The sequence below is a fragment of the Dehalococcoidia bacterium genome, assembly GCA_025060295.1.
Taxonomy (GTDB): Bacteria; Chloroflexota; Dehalococcoidia; order Lucifugimonadales; family HRBIN23; genus HRBIN23.
Genome location: JANXCH010000002.1, coordinates 112,737 through 133,422, shown reverse-complemented (window position 1 = coordinate 133,422; position 20,686 = coordinate 112,737). Strand labels below are relative to the sequence as shown.

The window sequence follows — 20,686 nt, the reverse complement described above, 5'->3', positions numbered from 1 at the left end:
GGACGCCTATGCCCACCCCCACTTGGCTTCCCGCCGGCCCCATCTCCCGCGCAAAGGCCCAGGAGGTGGAGGCCCGCCTCAAGGGACGCATCAAGGGCGAGGTGCGCTTTGACGCCTACGCCCAAGCCCTCTACAGCACCGACGCCTCCATTTACCAAATGGTGCCCGTCGGGGTGGTGCTCCCCAAGGACGCTGAGGATGTGCAACGGGTGGTGGAGGCCTGTCGGGATGTGGGGGTGCCCCTTCTGCCACGGGGCGGGGGCACAAGCCTGGCCGGCCAGGGGTGTAACCACGCCGTCGTTATCGACTTCACCAAGTATATGCACCAGGTCTTGGAGGTCAACCCCCAGGAGGGGTGGGCGCGCGTCCAGCCGGGCATCACCATAGACGAACTGAACGCCACCGTGCGCCCCTACGGCCTCCACTTCGCCCCCGACCCCACCACCACCAACCGCGCCACCGTGGGCGGGGCCAGTGGCAACAACTCCTGCGGTGCCCATTCCATCCTCTACGGCAAGACGGTGGACCACGTGCTGGCGATGGAGGCCTTCCTGGCCGACGGCACCCCCACTACCTTCCGCACCCTTTCACCCCAGGAGTGGGAGGCCAAACTGTCCGCCCCGGGCATGGAGGGCAACGCCTATCGCACCCTCTACCGCCTCGTCCGCGAGCACCGGGACGAAATCCTGCGCCGCTATCCCAAAATCCAGCGCCGTGTGGGGGGCTATAACCTGGACCTGTTCCTGGAGGGGGAGACCAACCTCTGCCGTCTCATCGTCGGGTCAGAGGGGACGTTGGCCGTGTATACGGCCCTGACGGTGCGTTTGGTGCCCCTCCCCAAGCGCACAGGCTTGGCCATCCTCCACTACCGCACCCTGTTCGAGGCGGGTGAGGATACCCCTCCTATCCTGGAAGACCAGCCCGCCGCCATTGAACTGGTGGATGATACCATCCTGCGCCAGGCCCGCACGCAGCTCAGCTTGGCCCGTCGCATGGGCTTCGTGCAGGGGGAGCCAGGGGCCATCCTTGTCGTGGAGGTGTTCGGGGAAAGTGAGGCGGAGGTGCGCTCCCGCCTGGAGCGCATCCAGGCCCGCGCCCAACGCAGGGGGCTGGCCTACGCCGTTACCTTTGCCCTCACGCCTGCCCAGCAGGCCGATGTGTGGGCCGTGCGGCGGGGTGGACTGGGCCTGCTGATGGGCATCAAGGGCGATACCAAGCCCCTGCCCTTCGTGGAGGACACAGCCGTTGACCCCTCCCGCCTGCCCGCCTTCATCCGCGAGTTCGACGCCGTGGTGCGAGCGCACGGGACGTCCGCCGCCTACTACGGGCATGCCAGCGTAGGGTGCCTGCACATCCGCCCCCTCATCAATCTGAAGACGGCCGAAGGCCTGCAGCGGATGGAGAGCATCGCCAACGCCATCGCCGACCTGGTCCTGCGGTTTGAGGGGGCGCTGTCGGGGGAGCACGGGGACGGACGCGTGCGGGGCGTGTTCAACGAGAAGATGTTCGGCCCGCGCCTCTACCAGGCCTTTCGGGAGGTGAAACGGGCCTTCGACCCCCAGAACATCCTTAATCCCGGCAAGATTGTGGACTGCCCCCCCTTGACCACGGACCTGCGCTTCTCCCCTTCTTACCGCACGGTGCCCATCCGCACCCACCTGGATTTCTCGGCCGATAGGGGCTTTGACCGGGCAGTGGAGATGTGCAACGGCGTGGGGGCGTGCCGCAAGATGCTCTCGGGCACCATGTGCCCTTCCTATATGGTTACCCGGGAGGAGGAGCACTCCACCCGCGGGCGGGCCAACGCCTTGCGGGCGGTGCTATCGGGCCTCCTGCCCCCCAGCGAGTTCACCAGCCAGCGCCTTTACCAGGTGCTAGACCTCTGCCTGGAGTGCAAGGGGTGCAAGGCCGAATGCGAGTCCAGCGTGGACATGGCCAAACTGAAGTACGAGTTTTTGGCCCACTACTACAAGGCCCACGGCTGGCCGTTGCGGGCGCGCCTGTTTGCCCACATCGCCCTGCTGGGACGCCTGGGAAGCGCCACGGCACCCCTCTCCAACTGGATGGCCTCTTCTTTTTTGGGGCGATGGGCGTTGGCCCGCATAGGTATTCACCCGTCTCGTTCCTTGCCGCGTTTCGTCCGCCCCACCTTCTCCGCCTGGTTCCGTCGGCATACCCCCTTACCGCAGGCGGGCAGCAAAGGGGAAGTGGTCCTGTTCCACGATACTTTCATGGAATACAACCACCCTTCTATGGGACAGGGGGCGGTGCACCTGTTAGAGCGTGCGGGGTATCGGGTGGTGTTGGCCCGCAACGTGTGCTGTGGACGGCCGATGATTTCCAAAGGGATGCTGGACCGGGCGCGGGAGCACGCTCGGCGCAATGTGGAGATCCTATATCCCTTCGCCCAGAAGGGGATACCTATCGTCGGGTGCGAGCCGCCGTGCCTGTTGACCTTGCGGGACGAGTATCCCGATTTGCTACCCAAAGATGAGCGGGTGCGGATCGTTGCCCAGCAGGCCATGTTGTTGGACACCTTTTTGGTACGCTTGGCCGAGCAGAACGCCCTGGACTTGCCCCTCCGGGCGTATGCGGGGAAAGTGCTCCTGCACGCTCACTGCCATCAGAAGGCCCTCGTGGGGTATGAGGCGAGCCTCAAGGCACTGCGCATGGTGCCCCAGGCCCAGGTGGAGTTTGTGGACGCAGGGTGTTGTGGGATGGCGGGGGCCTTCGGCTTCGAAAAGGAGCACTACGATATCTCGTTGAAGATTGGGGAGAGGCGGTTGTTCCCGGCGGTGCGGGCCAATCCGGGGGCGCCAGTGGTGGTTACAGGGATGTCGTGCTTCATGCAGGTGGAGCATGGGACGGGTGTGCGCCCCCTGCACCTGGCGGAGTTTCTGGCCCAGCAGATGGACAGAGGCTAGGGCCAGGTCTTCCCAAACTCGGACCGCCGCACGATGCGCCCGGTGAAGGTCTGGGCCGTCTGCTGAGCGAGCCACACGGCCGCCGGCCCCACCACTTCGGGGGGCTCGGCCCCCGACCAGTCAAAGTTGGCCGGGCGGGTGAGGACGGCCCCCTCGGTCTTGATAAAGCCGGGGTCCAGAGCGTTGACAGCGATGTTATACTCCCGCACCTCCTCGGCCAGGCCCAGGGTGAACATGTTCAGCCCCGCCTTGCTCACCGCATAGTGCACCCCCCCCGGCACAGCCCGCTCCGCCGCCCGGGAGGTGATGTTGAGGATGTTGCCCTGGCGTTGGGCCATCAGAATCGGGAGCACATATTTACAGCACAGGAATGGCCCCCGCAGGTTGACCCGTATCAGCAAGTCCCAGTGGCGGGTTTCGGTTTGGACAATAGGCGTGCGCAGGATAATGGCGGCGTTGTTAACCAGCACATCAATGCGCCCGTAGCGCTCCATCACCTGGGCCACCATGCTTTTGACCTGCTCCTCGTCGGTTACATCACAGCGGATGGGCAAGGCCTCGCCCCCCAGGGCGCGAATCTCCTGGGCCGTTTGGTGGATGGTGCCGGGCAAGCGCCCCTCCGTCTCGGAACGGGCGACAACAACCACCTTCGCCCCCTCACGGGCGTAGGCCAATGCGATAGCCTTCCCAATCCCCCGACTGCTCCCCGTAACGATAGCGACCTTATCCTTAAGTGTCATAGACACCCCCGTTACACACTTAGGGGTAGTGTAGCATCGTGCAGGGCCATGCGTATCTCCTCCCCCACCCAGGGGTCAGGCTCGGTGGACAGGGCACTATGCAAAGCGGACAAGGCCTCAAAGGTGCCGATGCGCCCGAGTGCCCAGGCGGCGTGGCCCCGCACCAATGGCTCCCCCTCCCGCAGGGCGCGGGTTAAAGCCGGCACCGCCGCCGGGTCGCCCAGGTTGCCCAATACCACGCACGCATTGCGCTGCAGCCCCACCCGTGTCGCCCGACGGATACTGGTGCCCCGAAAGCGCTCTTGAAACCCCTCCTCCGTCAAGGACAGAACCTCCAGCAGGTCTACCCGTTGGTGGGGGGCACGGGGCTCCAGTTCGGGCAAAGTGGTGGGCTGCGCCTTGCGGTTGACAGGACACACCTCTTGGCAAATGTCGCATCCGAACACCCAATCGCCTATCAGGGGGCGCAGGTGGCGCGGGATTGGCCCCCGGTGCTCAATGGTCAAGTAGGCGATGCACCGCCGGCTGTCCAGGACATAGGGGGCGATAAGGGCCCCCGTGGGGCAGGCGGGCATGCAGGCCTGGCACTGGCCGCAGGTCTTCTTCAGGGGCGGGTCGGGCGTTACTTCTAGGTCTGTTAGGGCCTCGCCCAAAAACACCCAGGAGCCGATGGGGGTGAGGATGTTGGTGTTCTTGCCGAACCAGCCCACCCCGGCGCGCCGGGCCACCTCCCGTTCCAAGAGGGGGCCATCGTCCACATACACCTTCCAGCGGAAGGGGCCCACCTGGGCCTCCAGGAGGTGCATCAGGGTGCGCAAACGCTCCTTGAGGGCTTTGTGGTAGTCCAGCCCCCAGGCGTAGCGGGCGACGCGCCCCGTCAGGGGGCGGGGTGCAGGCTCCTGGGGCCACCAGTAACTGACCGCCACAGCGATGAGAGAGCGCGCCCCCGGCAAAAGGACCTGGGGATCAGTGCCCCGCAAGACACGCGCAGTGTGGTACCAGGGGAGGGTGCCCATCAACCCCTGCTGGAGGCGCTCCAGAGCGGTCTGGCGGGCCTGGGGGAAGGCATCCGCCGTGGTGCACCCCACCACGGCCAACCCCACCTGGCGTGCCAGGCGTTCCAGGAGCGTGCGCTCCAGACGACGGGGGGTCTGCATGGCCGTGCACAGCCCTGCTAGGCGGCCGGCCCGCCCGGGCGGGGCAGGTCGCCGTTGAGGTAATGGGATGCATCGTTCCACACCACCAGGCGGGCGTTGTGGGTGTCTACCTCTATGACGGAGATACTGGCGGGGGCCAGACGGAAACGCCACAGGGTCTCCACGGGCAAACCCAACAGGGCCACCACCACCGCCCGCAAACACCCGCCGTGGGAGACAATCAGGATGTCGTCCTGCAGGTGGTGTTGTCTGACGTGGGCGATAAAAGCCCCCACCCGCTGCAGCACCTGCTGACGCGTCTCCCCACCGGGTGGGGGTTCAAAGGACGGGTCACCCGTCATGAACTGGCGGAAGCGGATGGGGTCCTCCCGGGTGAGAACGTCGTACAGTTTGCCCTCCCAGGGGCCGAAGGCGAACTCCCGCAACGCAGGGGTAAGGGTGAGGGGGATGGAGCGCCCCTCCAACACAATGTGGGCCGTTTGGACGGCGCGGGTCAGGTCGCTGGCATAGGTGTGGGCAATGGAAAAGCGCTTCAGGCGCTGGCGCAAGGCCTGGGCTTGAGCCTGCCCCTGCGGGCTTAGCGGAGGGTCGGATTGCCCTTGCAGACGACGCTCCTGATTCCAGGTGCTTTCAGCGTGGCGCACCAGAAGCCAGCGCCCCATAGACGGCACTCCCGCTCTCCTCAAGGGCTATTCTACCCCACGGCCCCTGCGGCGAAAATTGCCCCCACACCCCTAGACCCCCTGGGGGAACGGCGTATAATGGAGAATTGTGAACCATACAAAGGAGGGAAGGTGATTGCAGGCGCTCGGACGGCATCTCATCCTGGAACTGCGGGGATGCGACCCGCGCTTGCTGGATGACCTGCCGTACATTCGGCAGACCCTTCTGGAGGCGGCGCAGATAGCCGGGGCGACCATCGTGGGGCAGACCTTCCACAAGTTCCACCCCGTGGGGGTAACCGGGGTAGTAGCCATCGCCGAAAGCCACCTGTGCATCCACACCTGGCCAGAGTACGGCTATGCGGCGGTGGACATCTTCACCTGCGGGGAGCGCTTCAGCCCCCATCGGGCCGCCCAGTGGGTGATTGAGCGGCTCCACTGCCAGGAGCCCGACATCACCGAACTGGAGCGGGGACGCCTGGAGCAGCGCGCCGCCGCTTCACCCTCCTAGGAGGTTTATGCTCCCCGGTAGACCCAAATGGTTCTTGGAAGCGCTGACCCCCGACCTTCTGCACGGGGCTAGTATCTCGCGCGTGTTGTTCAGCGGGCGCACCCGCTACCAGCAGGTGGAGGTCCTGGAGACCCCCGCCTTCGGGCGGATGCTGGTCTTGGACGGCAAGACCCAATCCGCAGAAGGGGAGGAGTTCGTCTATCACGAGGCTTTGGTGCATCCCGCCTTGGTTGCCCATCCCCGCCCCCAGTGGGTGTTCATCGGCGGGGGTGGGGAGGGATCCACCGCCCGGGAGGTGCTCCGCCACGCCACCGTCCAGCAGGTGGTCATGGTGGATGTGGACGAGGAGGTGGTGCATCTGTGCCGCCAGCACCTGCCCCAGCACCACCAGGGAGCCTTTGACGACCCTCGCCTGCGCCTGCACTTCGCCGACGCCCTGGCCTTCTTAGAGCAGTCCCCCGCGTGCTATGATGTCATCATCTTGGACCTGCCCGACCCCATCGAGGGCGGGACGGCCTACTTGCTCTATACCCAAGAGTTTTACCGCCTGGTGCGGTCGCGCCTTAATCCTGGAGGCATCCTTGTTACCCAGGCCGGCCCCGCCAGCATCGTCAACTACACCGAGGTGTTCACGGCCATTCACCGCACCCTGTCCACCGTATTCCCCCTTACCGTTCCCTACATCGTGCCGATGCAGTCCTTTGGAGAGGCGTGGGGTTTCGTGCTGGCATCCACCGGCCCCGACCCTCGCGCCCTGACACCGCTTGCGGTGGATACCACCCTGGCCCAGCGGGAGGTGCAGGGCTTGCGCTTCTACGATGGCACCATACACCCCGCCCTGTTCGCCCTCCCCAAGTACCTGCGCCAGGCCCTGGCTGAGGAGCAACGGATCATCACCAAAGATAAGCCCCTGTTTGTGTTTTAGACCTATGCTATAATAGCTAGGGCACGGAGAGGTGGCCGAGAGGCTGAAGGCGCCGCACTCGAAATGCGGTATCCCCCCGTGGGATCGTGGGTTCAAATCCCACCCTCTCCGCAGATTGCCTCCGGGAGAGGTGCTGGAGCGGTCGAACAGGCGCGCCTGGAGAGCGCGTAGGGCCCACAAGGCCCTCGTGGGTTCGAATCCCACCCTCTCCGCCACCCTTGCGCGTGTGAACCCCCTATGGAAGGACTAGCCTACTGGGTCGCCTTCGCCCGCATCCCCCTGATGACGCCCGCACGCTTCCGCCTGTTGGAGGGGGCTTTCGGCTCCCTGGAGGAGGCGTGGCGCGCCGACGCCTCCCGCCTGCGGGGGGCGGGGCTGGAGCCGCCTGTGGTAGACGCCATTCTGCACGCACGTGCCCGCATCGATCCCTTCCAGGAACTGGAGACCCTCCACCACTGGGGCGCCACCGCTCTCACCTGGCACGACACGGCTTACCCCCGTCGCCTGAAGGAAATTCGGGAGACCACCGACGTGCCCCCTGTGCTCTTTGTGCAGGGCAACCTGCAACCGCAGGATGACCGCGCCCTGGCCGTAGTGGGCACCCGCCAGGCCACCCCCTACGGCCTAGAGGCATGTCGGCTCTTGACCCGCGCCCTGGTGGAGGAGGGGTTCACTATCGTGAGCGGGTTGGCCCAGGGCATAGACGCCTGCGCCCACCAGACCGCCCTTGAGGCCGGGGGGCGCACCATCGCCGTGGTGGCGGGGGGGCTGGACCGCCTGTATCCCCAACAGCATCGCTTCCTCGCCCGGCGCATCGCCACCCAGGGGGCGGTGCTCACCGAATACCCCCTGGGCACGCGCCCCGAACCGTTCCAGTTCCACCGCCGCAACCGTATCCTCAGCGGGCTAGCCTGGGGTGTCCTGGTGGTGGAGGCCCCTTTGGAAAGTGGGGCCATGTCCACAGTGCAATGGGCCCTGTCCCAGGGGCGGGAGGTGTTTGCCGTCCCCGGCCCCATCACCTCCCCTGCCTCGGCGGGCACCCATCGCCTCATCCAAGAGGGCGCCAAACTGGTTACGCAGGTGCAGGACATCCTGGAGGAACTGCGCCTGGAGACCCCGGCCGTGCAACCCTTCCTTCTTGAGCCTAGCCCCCCCGCCTCACCGCCCTCATCGGCCGTGCGCGATGAGGCGTCGTTGGTGCTTGAGGCGCTCGGGACGGAGGCGATGCACATTGACGACCTGCGCCGGCGCACCGGCCTGCCCATGCCTGTGGTGAGCGCTACCTTAACCATGCTGGAGGTTAGTGGGCGGGTGCGCCAGGTGGGGGGGATGCACTTCGTGCGCACCGACAGCGCAAGATGAGGGTGGTATGCCAGATCGCCTGGTGATTGTGGAATCCCCCGCCAAGGCGCGCACCCTGGCCCACATTTTGGGCACGGGGTATGTGGTGAAGGCCTCTAAAGGCCATGTGCGCGACCTGCCCAAAGACCGCCTGGGCGTGGAGATCGCCAACGGCTTTGAGCCAACCTATGTTACCCTGCCCGACAAGCGCCCTGTCATCCAAGAGGTGCAGAGGCTTGCTCGGGACGCGGAGGCGGTCTACCTGGCCACAGACCCCGACCGGGAGGGGGAAGCCATCGCCTGGCACTTGGTGCAGGCGGCGCGGCTGGACCCCCGCAAGGTGCGGCGGGTGGCGTTTCACGAAATCACCGAACAGGCTGTGCGGGAGGCCTTCCGCCATCCCCGTCCCATTGATATGCACTTGGTGGAAGCCCAGCAGGCCCGCCGTATCCTGGACCGTCTGGTGGGCTACACCCTGAGCCCCTTTTTGTGGCAGAAGATTTGGCGGGGGCCCCTGTCGGCGGGGCGGGTGCAATCGGCGGCTTTGCGCCTGGTGGTGGAGCGGGAAAGGGAAATTCTGGCCTTTGTCCCCCAGGAGTATTGGACGCTCACAGCCCACCTGCGCAAGCGCCCCCAGGGGGCCGTCTTCACCGCCCGCCTGTTCAGCCGCCTCGGGGAGAAGGAGCGCCTGCCCCTCCCCAATGAGGAGACCACTCAACGCATCGTGCACGACCTGCAGGGGGCACACTGGCAGGTGGCCGAGGTGCGCTCCAAGGAGGTGCACCAGAAGCCCCCGCCCCCCTTCATCACCAGCACCCTCCAGCAAGAGGCCTGGCGCAAACTGCGCATGTCCGCCCGTCAGACGATGCTTATCGCCCAGCAACTGTACGAGGGGGTTCCCCTGGGCGACCAGGGGGCTGTGGGCCTCATCACCTATATGCGCACCGACTCGCCCCACGTCGCCGAGACCGCCCAGCAAGAGGCGCGGGGCTATATCCGCCAGCGGTGGGGGGCTAACTATCTCCCGCCCTCGCCACGCGCCTATACCAGCAAGGTCAAGGGGGCACAGGAGGCCCACGAGGCCATCCGCCCCACCTCGGTGCATCGGGACCCCTCCCAGGTCAAGGACTACCTCACCCCCGACCAGTTCCGCCTGTATGACCTCATTTGGAAGCGCTTCGTGGCGTCCCAGATGGCCGACGCCGTTCTGGACACAGTCAGTGTGGACATTCACGCCCGCACCCTATCGGGCACCTCGTATCTGTTTCGGGCCAGTGGCTCCACCGTGAAGTTCCTGGGCTTCCGCACTGTGTATGAGGAGGGGAAAGACGAGCCCGAGGAGGAGGCCGAGGGGAACCTTCCCTCCCTGCAGAAAGGCGAGTTGTTGGACTGCACCCGCCTGGAGCCGGTGCAGCACTTCACGCAGCCCCCGCCCCGCTACACCGAGGCGTCCCTCATTAAGGCGCTAGAGGAGCGGGGCATTGGGCGCCCCAGCACTTACGCTCCCACGGTCTCCACCATACAGGAGCGGGGCTATGTGCGGCGAGAGAATGGGCGACTGGTGCCTACCCCCTTGGGCTTCGCCGTGAACGACCTCTTGGTGCACTATTTCCCCGATATTGTGGACTATAACTTCACCGCCCAGATGGAGGAGGACTTGGACGCCATCGCCGAGGGGAAGCGCCAACGGGTGGAGGTGCTGAAAGCCTTCTACCAGCCCTTCGCCCGCGACCTGGAGCAGGCCAAAGCCCGCGCCCAACGGGTAGACATCAGCACGGGGGAGATCTGTGCGCAGTGTGGGCGCCCCATGCTTTTACGGCGGGGACGGTATGGGCTCTTCCTCTCCTGTAGCGGCTACCCCCATTGTCGCAACGCTAAGCCCTACCAGGTGCGCACGGGGGCAGTGTGCCCCCAGTGTGGGGGCGACCTGGTGGAGCGTAAGGCGCGCCGCGGCAAGGGCAAGGGTCTTTTCTATGGATGCTCCAACTACCCCACCTGCGCCTTCGCTACTCACCGTCGCCCCCTGCCCCAACCCTGCCCCGAGTGTGGAGGGCTGGTGGTGGCGGCGCGGGGCAAACGGGCCGAATGCCTGCAGTGTGCATGGAAGGGGCCGGTGCCCGAAGGGGAACCGGTGCCCGCCCTGGAGGGCTAGATGCCCCATCTCCCCCATCCCCCCAAGCCGTGTGGGCCGGGGTGCCCTGGGGGGGCATCCTGGCTTCACCCCTTCTATACCGCCTATGCGGAATACTTAGTGGCCCAACGGGGGTTGGCACCCCGCACCCGGCGCAACTACCTAAACGATTTGGCCCCCTTCTGGACCCTTTTGGAGAGGGAGGACGTGAAGGAATGGGAGCAGGTGAACCTTCCCCTGCTTCGCCGCTATCTGCACTGGCTCATGAGCGAGGCGAAGCCGGTCCAAGTAGGGGGGCGCATCCGACGCTTCGGCTATGCCCCCCGCAGCATCGCCCGGCAGGTCAGCGCCCTCCGCTCCTTCTTCCGCTTCCTGCACCGCAGAGGGCATATCCCCCAGAATCCGACGGCTTACCTCGCCCGCTTGAAACTGGGGCGCACCCTCCCGCAAGTATTGGACAGCGTCCAGGCCCATCACATCGTGGAGGAGGCGAAGGGCACTACCCCTTTGGCTTTGCGCGATCGGGCGCTTCTGGAACTACTCTACGGGGCTGGCCTGCGAGTGAGTGAGGCAGCGGGGTTGCGCCTGCAGGATGTCGACCTGGCTCGGCGCCAGGTGCGGGTGTGGGGCAAAGGCTCCAAGCAGCGCATCGCCTTTTTCGGTGTGCCGGCCCAGCAGGCCCTGGCCCGTTACCTGCAAGAGGGACGCCCTGCCCTTAAAGGAGACCAGACCTGCGACGCCCTGTTCCTCAACCGCTGGGGACAGCCCCTGTCGGTGCGGTGGATGGAGGTGGTGGTGAAGCGATGGGCAGTGCGGGCAGGGGTGGACGGCTGGGTGCACCCCCACACCCTCCGCCACTCTTTCGCCACCCATCTGCTGGAGGGAGGGGCAGACCTGCGGGCGGTACAGGAACTACTGGGGCACGCCTCCCCCACAACGACCCAGATTTATACCCACATCAGCCAGCCCGAGACGCGGCGGGTGTACTTGGCCAGCCATCCCCGCGCCCGTAGGGGGAACGAGGAAGCAAGGGGTGGACACGATGGCCCGCCCACCTCCTGACCCCCGAGTGCACCGCCTCCCCGGTGCTCGTAGGTGCGGTGGGCTAAAATGCTCCCCTGTGCGGTAGGCTTGGCCCAAAGGCGTGCAGTCTATACCCGGTAGAGGATGCGGTGTATGATGCAAGGGGGACAGCCCCTGCACCGTAGTGAGGAGTGGGCTATGGTTATTCCTGCCCCTTTGACCCTGTCCTTGCTGTTGAGAGCCCGCCCCAGTGACGAGGAACTTTGGCACGACCTGAACGCCCTTGTAGGCCCAATGTTAGAGGCGCGGACACCCCGGGACATGGAGCGCAGTGTGGAGAAAGTCCTTGCCAGTTATCCGGACTTCGCGGCGCGCGTAGCCGCAGCTCTTGAGGCCCACTTTAAAGGTAAACACCCCTCTGAAATGCAGGCGGAAATTCTGGCGGCCGTGGATGAGGGCCTCTCTGCCATCCGCCAGAAGGTTCAGCCCCACTTGCCCCCACCCACTCGCCGTCGCCTTGAGCAGGCACTGGAGAGTTATCGCACATTTCTGCAGATCATCGTGGAATACTTTGATAGGGTGGACTGGACTCTCGTAAACATTCTCCTGGAGTCTTGGAGATCAGTGCAGAAAGCTGGTATTATTATATCCGTGCTAGCTTTTGTAGCACATCACAAAGAGATTGCGCCTGCTCTGCATATGCCTTTGCGCCTTCTAGCCAAAGCTTTGGACAAGTATATGGGGGAGATCGAGGATCGCTTCCTCGCCGCCACCCCTACCGCTGACCCTGCAGAGCGGGCGCGTAGTGAGGGGGCGCTGGTGCCCCTGGCGATGGTAAAGGAGCGCTTTGCCCAGACAGGTGCTTTTGAGTAAAAAGGCACAAGAGGATCTGGAAGGCATCAGACGCGGTGCCCCAAAAACGGCAACCCGCATCCTACACAAACTGGATATGCTAGAAAAGAACCCCAGGAGGCGTATGCCTGGGGTGAAACGGTTGAAAACCGCAGACACCTATCGTTTGCGCGTCGGCGACTAGTCGGGTGCTTTTTACGATAACGGGCGAGGTCATCATCATCCAACGCATTGTGCATCGGAAGGATGCCTACCAGGTGTGGCGGGAGGCCTAGTATGCGGCGTATCTTGGTCATCAACGGGCCCAACCTGAACCGCTTGGGGGCGCGCGACCCCGCCCTCTACGGCACCCTCACCCTCCAGGACATCCAGGAGCGCTTACAGGAGCGCGCTCAAGAACTGGGTGTGGAACTGCTCTTCTTCCAGTCCAATGCCGAGGGCGCTCTGGTGGACTTCGTCCAGGAGCACGCTTCCCGCGCCCAGGGCATCATTATCAACCCTGGCGCCCTGACCCACTACGGCTACTCCCTGCGGGACGCCTTGGCCGATGCCCGCCTCCCCATTGTCGAAGTCCACCTGTCCCACATCCACGCACGGGAGGAATGGCGAAGCAAATCGGTCATTGCCCCTATCGCCGTGGGACAGGTATCGGGCTTGGGATGGCGCGGCTACCTGTATGCCCTGGATTTCTTATCGGCTCATATCAAGGAGGAAGAGGAGTAATGCAGACGCGCCTTGCCCGCTTGCGTGCCCATTTGCAAGACATGGGGCTGGATGCCCTGCTGGTCTCTACCCCGGAAAACCGCCGGTGGCTGTCGGGCTTCACCGGCTCGGCGGGGTGGCTCCTCATTACCCCCCACGAGGCGGTGCTGGCCACCGACTTCCGCTATGTGGAGCAGGCCGGCCAGCAGGCCCCCGCCTTCCGTGTGGTGCGCATAAAAAGCGGCTACGATTGGTTCCCCTCCTTGGTCCAAGAGGTTGGTGCCCGTAAAGTGGGGTTTGAGGCCGGGCACCTGACTGTGGCCACCTATCACGCCCTGGTCTCCGCTTTGAAGGAGGCCAAAGCCGAGGGGGTGTCCTTGCAGGCCACGCAAGGAGTAGTGGAGGCCTTGCGGATGCGCAAAGATCCAGAGGAACTGGCCCTCATTGCCCGGGCAGTGGCCATCGCCGACCAGGCCTTGCGCCAGGTGGCTCCCACCATCCGGGAGGGGGAGACGGAGCGGGCTGTGGCGTGGCGTCTGGAGCGGGCCATGCGGGACCTGGGGGCCGAGGGGGTGGCCTTTGAGACCATCGTGGCCAGCGGCCCCAACGCCGCTTTGCCCCACCACCGCGCCGCCGACCGCCCCATTCAGGCCGGAGAACCCATCGTGATCGACTTCGGGGCGCGCTATCAGGGCTATTGCTCCGACCTCACCCGCACCTTTTGCCTCGGGAGGCCCTCCGACACCTTCCGCAAGGTGTATGACATCGTCCTCACCGCTCAACTGACGGCCATGGCCACCATCCAGGCAGGCATGAAGGCCGGGGACGCTGACAGCATCGCTCGCAAGATTATAGAGGACGCGGGCTATAAGGAGAACTTCGGCCATAGCCTGGGGCACGGTATCGGCCTGGCGGTGCACGAGGCTCCCCGCCTGGGGCCGGAAAGCGCAACCCCCCTCGAGGAGGGGATGGTTTTTACCGTTGAACCAGGCATTTACCTGTCCGGCTGGGGGGGCGTGCGCATAGAGGACACGGTGGTGCTGGAGAACGGGAAGGTGCGTCCTCTCACCAGCCTCCCTAAACACGAAGACCCCCGCCTTCTGGTCTAACAGGGCGCAACCTTACCGCCCAAACACCCACCAGGGGTGGGTTGGGCATCCGCCCCCGTGGGACTGCTGAGCCTGCTGTGCTCACCTGCGCCAACCCCTTTAGGGGCGACCACCGGCAGTGGGAGAGACAAAAACCCAAAGGCCGAGGGTGTTCGCCCCCCAAGTGCGAGGACAGGAGGCCACACCCCCGTAGCAGGCTTCTTGCCTACAGCCTTGGGGAGTACCACGGAACTGTCCTCCCAGGGGGACGGTGCACAAAGGCTTGTGGCGCATTGCCCCGCCCCTGCGGCTGGGCTACAATGGCCGTGCAGGGGAGGCCCACCGTGGTACTGAGCGACAGGGATATCCGTGCAGCGTTACGGGAGGGGCGGTTGGTCATTCGCCCCCTGGATGAGTCGTGCATCCAGCCCTCCAGTGTGGATGTGCACCTGGACCGGCGCATCCTCGTCTTCCGGAACAATCGCCGCCCCTACATTGATGTGCGCAAGCCCACGGACGACCTGATGGAGATGGAGGAGATCAGCGACGACACCCCCTTCATCCTGCATCCAGGAGAGTTTGTGTTGGGGAGCACCCTGGAATACCTGGAGGTGCCCGCCGACCTTGTCGCCCGCCTAGAGGGAAGGAGTTCCCTGGGACGCCTGGGCCTTCTGATCCACTCCACGGCAGGGTATGTCGACCCGGGGTGGAAGGGGCATCTGACCTTGGAACTGAGCAATGTCTCCCGTTTGCCCATCACCTTGTATTACGGTATGCGTATTGGCCAGATCTCGTTCCTGCGCCTCACCTCCCCTGCCGAACGCCTATATGGCTCTCCCGGCCTAGGGAGCAAATACCAAGGGCAACAGGTGCCCACCCCCAGTCGCGCCTATCAGGACTACCAACACTCCAGGGACAATACCTGATATATGGTTTCTGCGGAGCCCCTGGTGCAGTCTCCCGAATCCCCCTCCCCAACGGACTTCATGGCCCAGGCCATCGCCCTGGCCCGTGCCCACCAGGGACAGGCCAGCCCTAATCCCACAGTCGCCGCTTTGGTAGTCAAAGGGGGCAAGGTCATCGCCCAAGGGGTAACCGAACCCGCAGGCGGACGCCACGCCGAGGTGGTGGCCCTGGAGCAGGCGGGGGAACAGGCCAGGGGAGGCGTCCTGTATACCACTTTGGAGCCTTGCGGCCCCTACCCCTGGGAGGGGAAACGCCACCCACCGTGCGTGCAGGTCATTTTGCGCGCCGGCATCCGCTCCGTGCACATCGCCACCTTGGACCCCCACCCCCAGGTCAATGGGCACGCCGTGCGCTCCCTGCAGGCGGCAGGGGTGGAGGTGGTGGTAGGGGAGCACCAGGAGGAAGCCCAAGAACTGGTAGAGGCCCACGCCAAGTGGCACCGCACGGGCCTCCCCTTCTTGACCCTCAAATGGGCGATGAGCCTGGACGGGAAAATCGCCACCACCACCGGGGATGCCCGCTGGATCAGCAGTCCCCCCGCTTTAGAGGTGGCCCACCGTTTGCGCTTCGTCAGCGACGCCGTCATGGTGGGCATTGGCACCGTCCTGGCCGATGACCCTGCCCTCTCCGCCCGTCGGCCCGATGGCACCCTTTTCCCCCGCCAACCCCTGCGGGTCATCGTGGACAGTTCCGCCCGCACCCCACCCTCGGCGCGGTGCCTGACGGCCCCGGGGGGAAAAACCCTCATCGCCGTCGGGCGCGCCCCGCAGGAGCGTCTCCGCGCTTTGGAGGCGGCAGGGGTCGAGGTGGTACGTGTACCCGCCCCTGACGGGCGCGTTGACTTGCCTGCATTATGTCGCCTGTTGGGCCAGCGGGCGGTAACCAGCCTCCTGGTGGAGGGAGGGGGCAACCTCAATGCAGCCCTGCTTGCCTATGGCTTAGTGGATAAGGTGGTCGCCTGTATCGCACCCCGCCTGATCGGGGGGCAGTCAGCCCCGACCCCAGTGGAAGGGGCGGGTATCCCGCGGATCGCTGATGCCCTTACCCTGGAACGGGTGCGGGTGGAGCGCGTTGGCCCTGACCTGCTCGTGGTAGGCTATCTCCCCAAGAGGTGAGGGGCGTGTTCACCGGCATTGTGGAAGAGGTGGGCCGAGTGATTCGGCGGGATGGCCCCCTCCTAGAGGTGGACGCCTCCCTGGTTCTGGAGGGCCTGCGAGTGGGGGACAGCATCGCCGTCAACGGGGCCTGTCTGACTATAACCCGTCTGCTTGCCCGAGGTTTTGCCGTAGACCTTTCCCCCGAGACCCTCCGCAGGACCAACCTGGGCCTGCTGCAGCCGGGCGACCCTGTAAACCTGGAACGCCCCCTGCCCTATGGGGGGCGTGTGGGGGGCCACCTCGTCCAGGGGCATGTGGACGCCACAGGGCAAGTGCTGGCCATCACCCCCGAGGGCAATAGCCACCTTTTTACCTTCTCGGCACCCAAGCCCCTGATGCGCTATATTGTAGAAAAGGGCTTCATCGCCGTGGATGGCATTAGCCTGACGGTGGTGGAGGTGCTGGAGGAAGCCTTCCGCGTCGCCATCATCCCCTACACTTTCCACCACACGGTGCTGGGCCAGCGCCAGGTGGGGGATGTGGTCAACCTGGAAGTCGACATCCTGGCCAAGTATGTGGAGCGTCTGCTGGAGGGTTCCCTCCAGAGACGGAGGTAGAGTATGCCCTTCGCCACAATAGAGGAGGCCATCGCCGACATCCGCGCCGGCCGTTTCGTCCTCATCGTGGACGACGAGGATCGGGAGAACGAGGGCGATCTGGTGGTGGCGGCGGAGAAGGTTACCCCGGAGCACATCAACTTCATGGCCAAGGAGGCGCGGGGGCTCATCTGTGTGCCCATCATCGGGCAGCGTTTGGACGAACTCAAAATCCCTTTGATGGTGCAGGACAACACCTCCTCCCACGGCACCGCCTTCACCGTTTCGGTGGACTACAAGGTGGGCACCACCACAGGCATTTCGGCCTACGACCGGGCGGCGACCATTCGCGCCCTTATCGACCCCAAAGCCCGTCCCGAGGACTTCGCACGCCCCGGCCATATCTTCCCCTTGCGCTACCAGGAGGGGGGTGTGCTGGTGCGGGCAGGACACACCGAGGCGGCGGTGGACCTGGCCCGCTTGGCGGGGCTGTACCCTGCGGGGGTGGTGTGTGAGGTGATGAACGAGGACGGGACGATGGCCCGCCTCCCCCAACTGGAGGCCTTCGGCCGCAAGCATAATATCAAAATCATCACCATCGCCCAACTAATCGCCTACCGCCACCAGCACGAGCGCCTAGTGCAGAGGGTAGCCACCGCCCGCCTCCCGACCCAGTGGGGTGAGTTCACCATCTACGCCTACCGCTCAGTGGTGGACCCCAACGAGCATGTGGCGCTCGTCATGGGCGATATCCCCGCTAGCGAGCCCGTGTTGGTGCGCATGCACAGCCAGTGCCTTACGGGGGACGTGTTTGGCAGTAAGCGGTGCGATTGCGGTTGGCAGATGCACCGCGCCCTCCAAATGATCGCCCAAGAGGGACGGGGCGTGTTCGTGTACCTGCGTCAAGAGGGACGCGGCATCGGCTTGCACAACAAGATACGGGCCTACGCCCTGCAGGACCAGGGCTGGGACACGGTAGAGGCTAATCAACGGCTCGGCTTCCCCCCGGACCTGCGCCACTATGGGGTGGGAGCGCAGATTCTGGTAGACTTGGGAGTACGCAAACTCCGCCTGCTCACCAATAACCCCCGTAAAGTGGTGGGCCTGCACGGCTATGGTCTGGAGATTGTGGAGCGGGTGCCCATCATCGCCCCTGCGACGGCCGAGAACAGCCACTACTTGGAGACGAAACGGGTGAAACTGGGCCACCTGCTGGAACCCCTGACCCCGCGGGAGCCGACGGTATGAGGGAGGTGCAGGGCTCCCTACGCGGGGAGGGGTTGCGCATCGCCATCGTCGCCTCCCGCTTCAACTCCCTGGTTACCGAGCGCCTGGTGGAGGGGGCGCAGGCCGCCCTGCGGGAGGCGGGGGTTCGGGAGGAGGACATCCTGCTGGCCTGGGTGCCCGGCTCCTTTGAAATCCCGGTCGTGGCCAAACACCTGGCGTCCAGCGGGCGTTTCCACGCCGTCATCTGCTTGGGAGCTGTCATCCGCGGGGAGACGCCTCACTTTGAATATGTGGCTAGTCAGGCGGCTGCGGGCATCGCCCAAGTGGCACGCGAAACGGGCGTTCCCTGCATCTTTGGTGTGTTGACTACCGAGGACACGGCCCAAGCCCTAGAGCGGGCCGGGGGCAAAATGGGCAACCGGGGCTACGACGCCGCCTTGGCTGCCATCCAGATGGCTACCCTTTTACAGGGCTTGGGGCGAAACGACCCCCATTAGGCCTCCACTTTGTTCACCCCGTCGCCCGGGCGCCCCCGTTGCACCGCCTTCACCCTCACCCCTTGCCTTACGCCCGCCCCTCTATGGGCCGTATGCAGTAAACCCCAGGTCCCACCAAGCACGCCTATCATAGAGGCGGAACCTTCAAGGGCACAGACGGCCCCCGCAACGCCTCTCCCTTGAGGAGGTGTTCATTCTTCCAACGAAGCCCGTCACTCTTGCTACAATAAGCCCGAGGAGGTGCCTATGCCCCCCGCTGGCTACGATGTGGTGGTTCTGGGGGCGGGGGCAGCGGGATGTGCCGTTGCCTACTACCTGACCCGTCAGGGTGTGCGCCCCTTGCTGGTGGAGCGAGATGCCCTGGCCAGCCACGCCTCGGGCTTTGCCCTAGGGGGCCTGGCTCCCTCGGAAGGCGTCTTCCCCTACGGCGATGCCTACCACCCCATCACCCGCGCCGCCTTCACCCTCCACTACACCCTCCACCCCCTCCTACAAGAAGAGACGGGCATTAGCACAGAGTTCCGCATGACCCAGAGCCTCCACCTGGCCCTCACCGAGGAGCAGGAGGCCGAGCTGCGGGAGACCCTGGCTTGGCAGAGCCGCCACGGCTTTCGCGTCCGCTGGATAGACGCCCAGGAGGCTCGTTCTATTGAGCCGCGTCTGACCCCGGCCCTCAGGGGAGCGGTGCATAATCAGGACACGGCAATGTTAGACCCCTATAAGTTGGTGCTAGCCCTGGTGCAAGCAGTGGAGCAACGGGGGGGAATGGTGCGCCACGGAGAGGCGGTGGGCCTGGTGGTGGACAAGGGCCAGGTGCGGGGGGTGCGCCTGCGCAGTGGGGAGGTTATCCCCTGCGATAGGGTGGTGGTGGCGTTAGGCCCTTGGATGGGCTTAGTGCCCTGGTTGGGCATACCCGTGCCCGTGCGCCCCTTGAAGGGGCAAATCCTGCGCCTGCGCCATCCTGGCCCACCCCTGGGGGCTGACTTGTGGTGGGGCATCGGCTATGCTGCCAGCAAGCCCGACGGCCTCATCTGGGTCGGCACCACCGAGGAGGACATCGGCTTCCACGAGGCTCCTACGCCCGAGGTGCGCCATTATCTATTGGAAGAGGCATGGCGCGTCCTGCCCGACCTGGGGGAGGCCCAGGTGGTGCTGCAGACAGCGTGCCTGCGCCCCCTTTCGGCGGACAACCTGCCCATTATCGGCCCCGTACCAGGGTTGCGAGGGGCCTATGTAGCGGGGGGAGCCGGGCGCAAGGGGATCCTGCTGTGCACGGCTATGGGCAAGGCCATCGCCGACCTCATCACCCAGGGCTACACCGACATCCCCATCGGGCCGTTCGGGTTGGAGCGCTTCGCCCGATGACCCTCACCCCTTTGCAGGAACGCCTCCTGCAGTGGCACACAACCCACACCCGCTCTCTACCCTGGCGGGAGACCCGGGATCCGTACGCCATCGTGGTCTCCGAAATCATGCTTCAACAGACAGGGGTGGAACGGGTGCTCCCCAAATACAAGGACTGGTTGGCCCGCTGGCCCACCTGGGAAGCCCTGGCGCAAGCCCCTCTCGGTGAGGTGGTGCGGGCGTGGGAGCCCTTGGGCTATAATCGGCGGGCCGTATGGCTTCATCGCATCGCCCAGCGGGTGGTGCAGCACTGGGGCGGACGCCTCCCCCAGGATGCCCGAGCCCTCGCCACCTTGCCGGGGGTCGGCCCCTACACCCGCAACGCCATTCTGTGTTTCGCCTTTGGCCACGATGTGGCCGTGCTGGACACCAATGTGCGCCGAGTGTTGGCGCGCGCAATCTTGGGGGAAAAAGACGCCTGGCCGTCCGCTCTGCGGGAGGTGGCGGAGGGCTTGGTGCCGCAGGGGATGGGACGGACCTGGAACCTGGCCCTCATGGACCTGGGGGCGACGGTGTGTGTGGCCCGACTGCCCCGGTGTGGGATATGTCCGTGGCGTGACCTGTGCGCATGGCGGGCACGGGGGATGCCCCCCGGCTCCCCGCAACGGCGACCAGCCCCTTTCCCAGGTTCCCCCCGCTACTTCCGGGGACGGATGCTGGCCTTCCTACGCCGGGTGCCAACGGGGCAGAGTGTTCCTCTGGAGGACCTCTGTGTGCACATAGGCTTGGACACCGCCCTGGGGTATCAGCTGGCCCACGCCCTGCACCGCGAGGGCCTGGTGCAAGTGCGGGAGGAGAAGGGCCTCTATTGCATCTCCTTGCCGCCCTAATAGCCCAGTGGGC

At 65.3% G+C, this 20,686-nt stretch carries 19 protein-coding genes and 2 tRNA genes; 18 read left to right on the top strand and 3 right to left on the bottom strand.

The window, feature by feature from the left end:
• Window positions 1–8 precede the first annotated feature (8 nt).
• On the top strand, window positions 9–2,924 hold the full coding sequence (locus tag NZ951_01945) for an FAD-binding protein (GenBank protein ID MCS7206684.1): 2,916 nt from the start codon (window positions 9–11) through the stop codon (window positions 2,922–2,924).
• On the opposite strand, the gene NZ951_01940 is transcribed toward NZ951_01945, so the two are convergent.
• From NZ951_01940 to NZ951_01930, 3 genes are read right to left on the bottom strand one after another with little or no spacing between them, the layout of a single operon-like run.
• Complete coding sequence (locus NZ951_01940) at window positions 2,921–3,664, bottom strand: SDR family NAD(P)-dependent oxidoreductase (protein ID MCS7206683.1); 744 nt, start codon at window positions 3,662–3,664, stop codon at window positions 2,921–2,923. The two genes, NZ951_01945 and NZ951_01940, sit on opposite strands and share 4 nt — an antisense overlap.
• Window positions 3,665–3,675: 11 nt before the next feature.
• Window positions 3,676–4,821, bottom strand: a complete 1,146-nt coding sequence (queG, locus tag NZ951_01935) for a tRNA epoxyqueuosine(34) reductase QueG (protein ID MCS7206682.1) — start codon at window positions 4,819–4,821, stop codon at window positions 3,676–3,678.
• A gap of 17 nt (window positions 4,822–4,838) precedes the next feature.
• Complete coding sequence (locus NZ951_01930) at window positions 4,839–5,483, bottom strand: histidine phosphatase family protein (protein ID MCS7206681.1); 645 nt, start codon at window positions 5,481–5,483, stop codon at window positions 4,839–4,841.
• Window positions 5,484–5,619: 136 nt separating this feature from the next.
• On the opposite strand from NZ951_01930, the gene speD reads away from it, so the two are divergent.
• From speD to NZ951_01845, 17 genes are all read left to right on the top strand, one after another.
• Window positions 5,620–5,994, top strand: coding sequence for an adenosylmethionine decarboxylase (gene speD / locus NZ951_01925; GenBank protein ID MCS7206680.1), 375 nt, complete (start codon window positions 5,620–5,622; stop codon window positions 5,992–5,994).
• Between the two features lie 7 nt (window positions 5,995–6,001).
• A complete protein-coding gene (speE, locus tag NZ951_01920; GenBank protein ID MCS7206679.1) occupies window positions 6,002–6,919 on the top strand; it encodes a polyamine aminopropyltransferase in 918 nt (305 codons plus the stop codon).
• 25 nt (window positions 6,920–6,944) lie between these two features.
• Window positions 6,945–7,030 (top strand) — tRNA-Ser (locus NZ951_01915).
• Between the two features lie 13 nt (window positions 7,031–7,043).
• Window positions 7,044–7,134: transfer RNA gene (locus tag NZ951_01910), tRNA-Ser, on the top strand.
• A 22-nt stretch (window positions 7,135–7,156) separates the two neighbouring features.
• The gene (dprA, locus tag NZ951_01905; GenBank protein MCS7206678.1) at window positions 7,157–8,281 is read left to right on the top strand and encodes a DNA-processing protein DprA; all 1,125 of its coding nucleotides are present in this window, start codon (window positions 7,157–7,159) and stop codon (window positions 8,279–8,281) included.
• A gap of 7 nt (window positions 8,282–8,288) precedes the next feature.
• Complete coding sequence (gene topA / locus NZ951_01900; GenBank protein MCS7206677.1) at window positions 8,289–10,412, top strand: type I DNA topoisomerase; 2,124 nt, start codon at window positions 8,289–8,291, stop codon at window positions 10,410–10,412.
• Window positions 10,413–11,453 (top strand): tyrosine recombinase XerC, encoded by a 1,041-nt coding sequence (locus tag NZ951_01895; protein MCS7206676.1) that lies wholly within the window; start codon window positions 10,413–10,415, stop codon window positions 11,451–11,453.
• 159 nt (window positions 11,454–11,612) lie between these two features.
• Window positions 11,613–12,287: a hypothetical protein gene (locus NZ951_01890; GenBank protein MCS7206675.1), complete on the top strand. Its 675-nt coding sequence runs from the start codon at window positions 11,613–11,615 to the stop codon at window positions 12,285–12,287.
• A 255-nt stretch (window positions 12,288–12,542) separates the two neighbouring features.
• Window positions 12,543–12,989 carry a type II 3-dehydroquinate dehydratase gene (gene aroQ / locus NZ951_01885; protein MCS7206674.1) on the top strand — a complete coding sequence of 149 codons (447 nt, stop codon included), beginning with the start codon at window positions 12,543–12,545 and terminating at the stop codon, window positions 12,987–12,989.
• Window positions 12,989–14,077, top strand: coding sequence for a Xaa-Pro peptidase family protein (locus NZ951_01880; protein MCS7206673.1), 1,089 nt, complete (start codon window positions 12,989–12,991; stop codon window positions 14,075–14,077). Before aroQ ends, NZ951_01880 begins: the two co-directional genes overlap by 1 nt.
• A gap of 323 nt (window positions 14,078–14,400) precedes the next feature.
• Window positions 14,401–14,982: a dCTP deaminase gene (gene dcd / locus NZ951_01875; protein MCS7206672.1), complete on the top strand. Its 582-nt coding sequence runs from the start codon at window positions 14,401–14,403 to the stop codon at window positions 14,980–14,982.
• A gap of 24 nt (window positions 14,983–15,006) precedes the next feature.
• Window positions 15,007–16,137, top strand: a complete 1,131-nt coding sequence (gene ribD, locus NZ951_01870) for a bifunctional diaminohydroxyphosphoribosylaminopyrimidine deaminase/5-amino-6-(5-phosphoribosylamino)uracil reductase RibD (protein MCS7206671.1) — start codon at window positions 15,007–15,009, stop codon at window positions 16,135–16,137.
• 5 nt (window positions 16,138–16,142) lie between these two features.
• Window positions 16,143–16,736, top strand: coding sequence for a riboflavin synthase (locus tag NZ951_01865; GenBank protein ID MCS7206670.1), 594 nt, complete (start codon window positions 16,143–16,145; stop codon window positions 16,734–16,736).
• Between the two features lie 3 nt (window positions 16,737–16,739).
• On the top strand, window positions 16,740–17,963 hold the full coding sequence (locus NZ951_01860; protein MCS7206669.1) for a bifunctional 3,4-dihydroxy-2-butanone-4-phosphate synthase/GTP cyclohydrolase II: 1,224 nt from the start codon (window positions 16,740–16,742) through the stop codon (window positions 17,961–17,963).
• Window positions 17,960–18,439, top strand: coding sequence for a 6,7-dimethyl-8-ribityllumazine synthase (gene ribH, locus NZ951_01855; protein MCS7206668.1), 480 nt, complete (start codon window positions 17,960–17,962; stop codon window positions 18,437–18,439). The genes NZ951_01860 and ribH overlap by 4 nt, the downstream gene beginning before the upstream one ends.
• Window positions 18,440–18,685: 246 nt before the next feature.
• The gene (locus NZ951_01850) at window positions 18,686–19,804 is read left to right on the top strand and encodes an FAD-binding oxidoreductase (GenBank protein MCS7206667.1); all 1,119 of its coding nucleotides are present in this window, start codon (window positions 18,686–18,688) and stop codon (window positions 19,802–19,804) included.
• A complete protein-coding gene (locus NZ951_01845) occupies window positions 19,801–20,673 on the top strand; it encodes an A/G-specific adenine glycosylase (GenBank protein MCS7206666.1) in 873 nt (290 codons plus the stop codon). The genes NZ951_01850 and NZ951_01845 overlap by 4 nt, the downstream gene beginning before the upstream one ends.
• Window positions 20,674–20,686 lie beyond the last annotated feature (13 nt).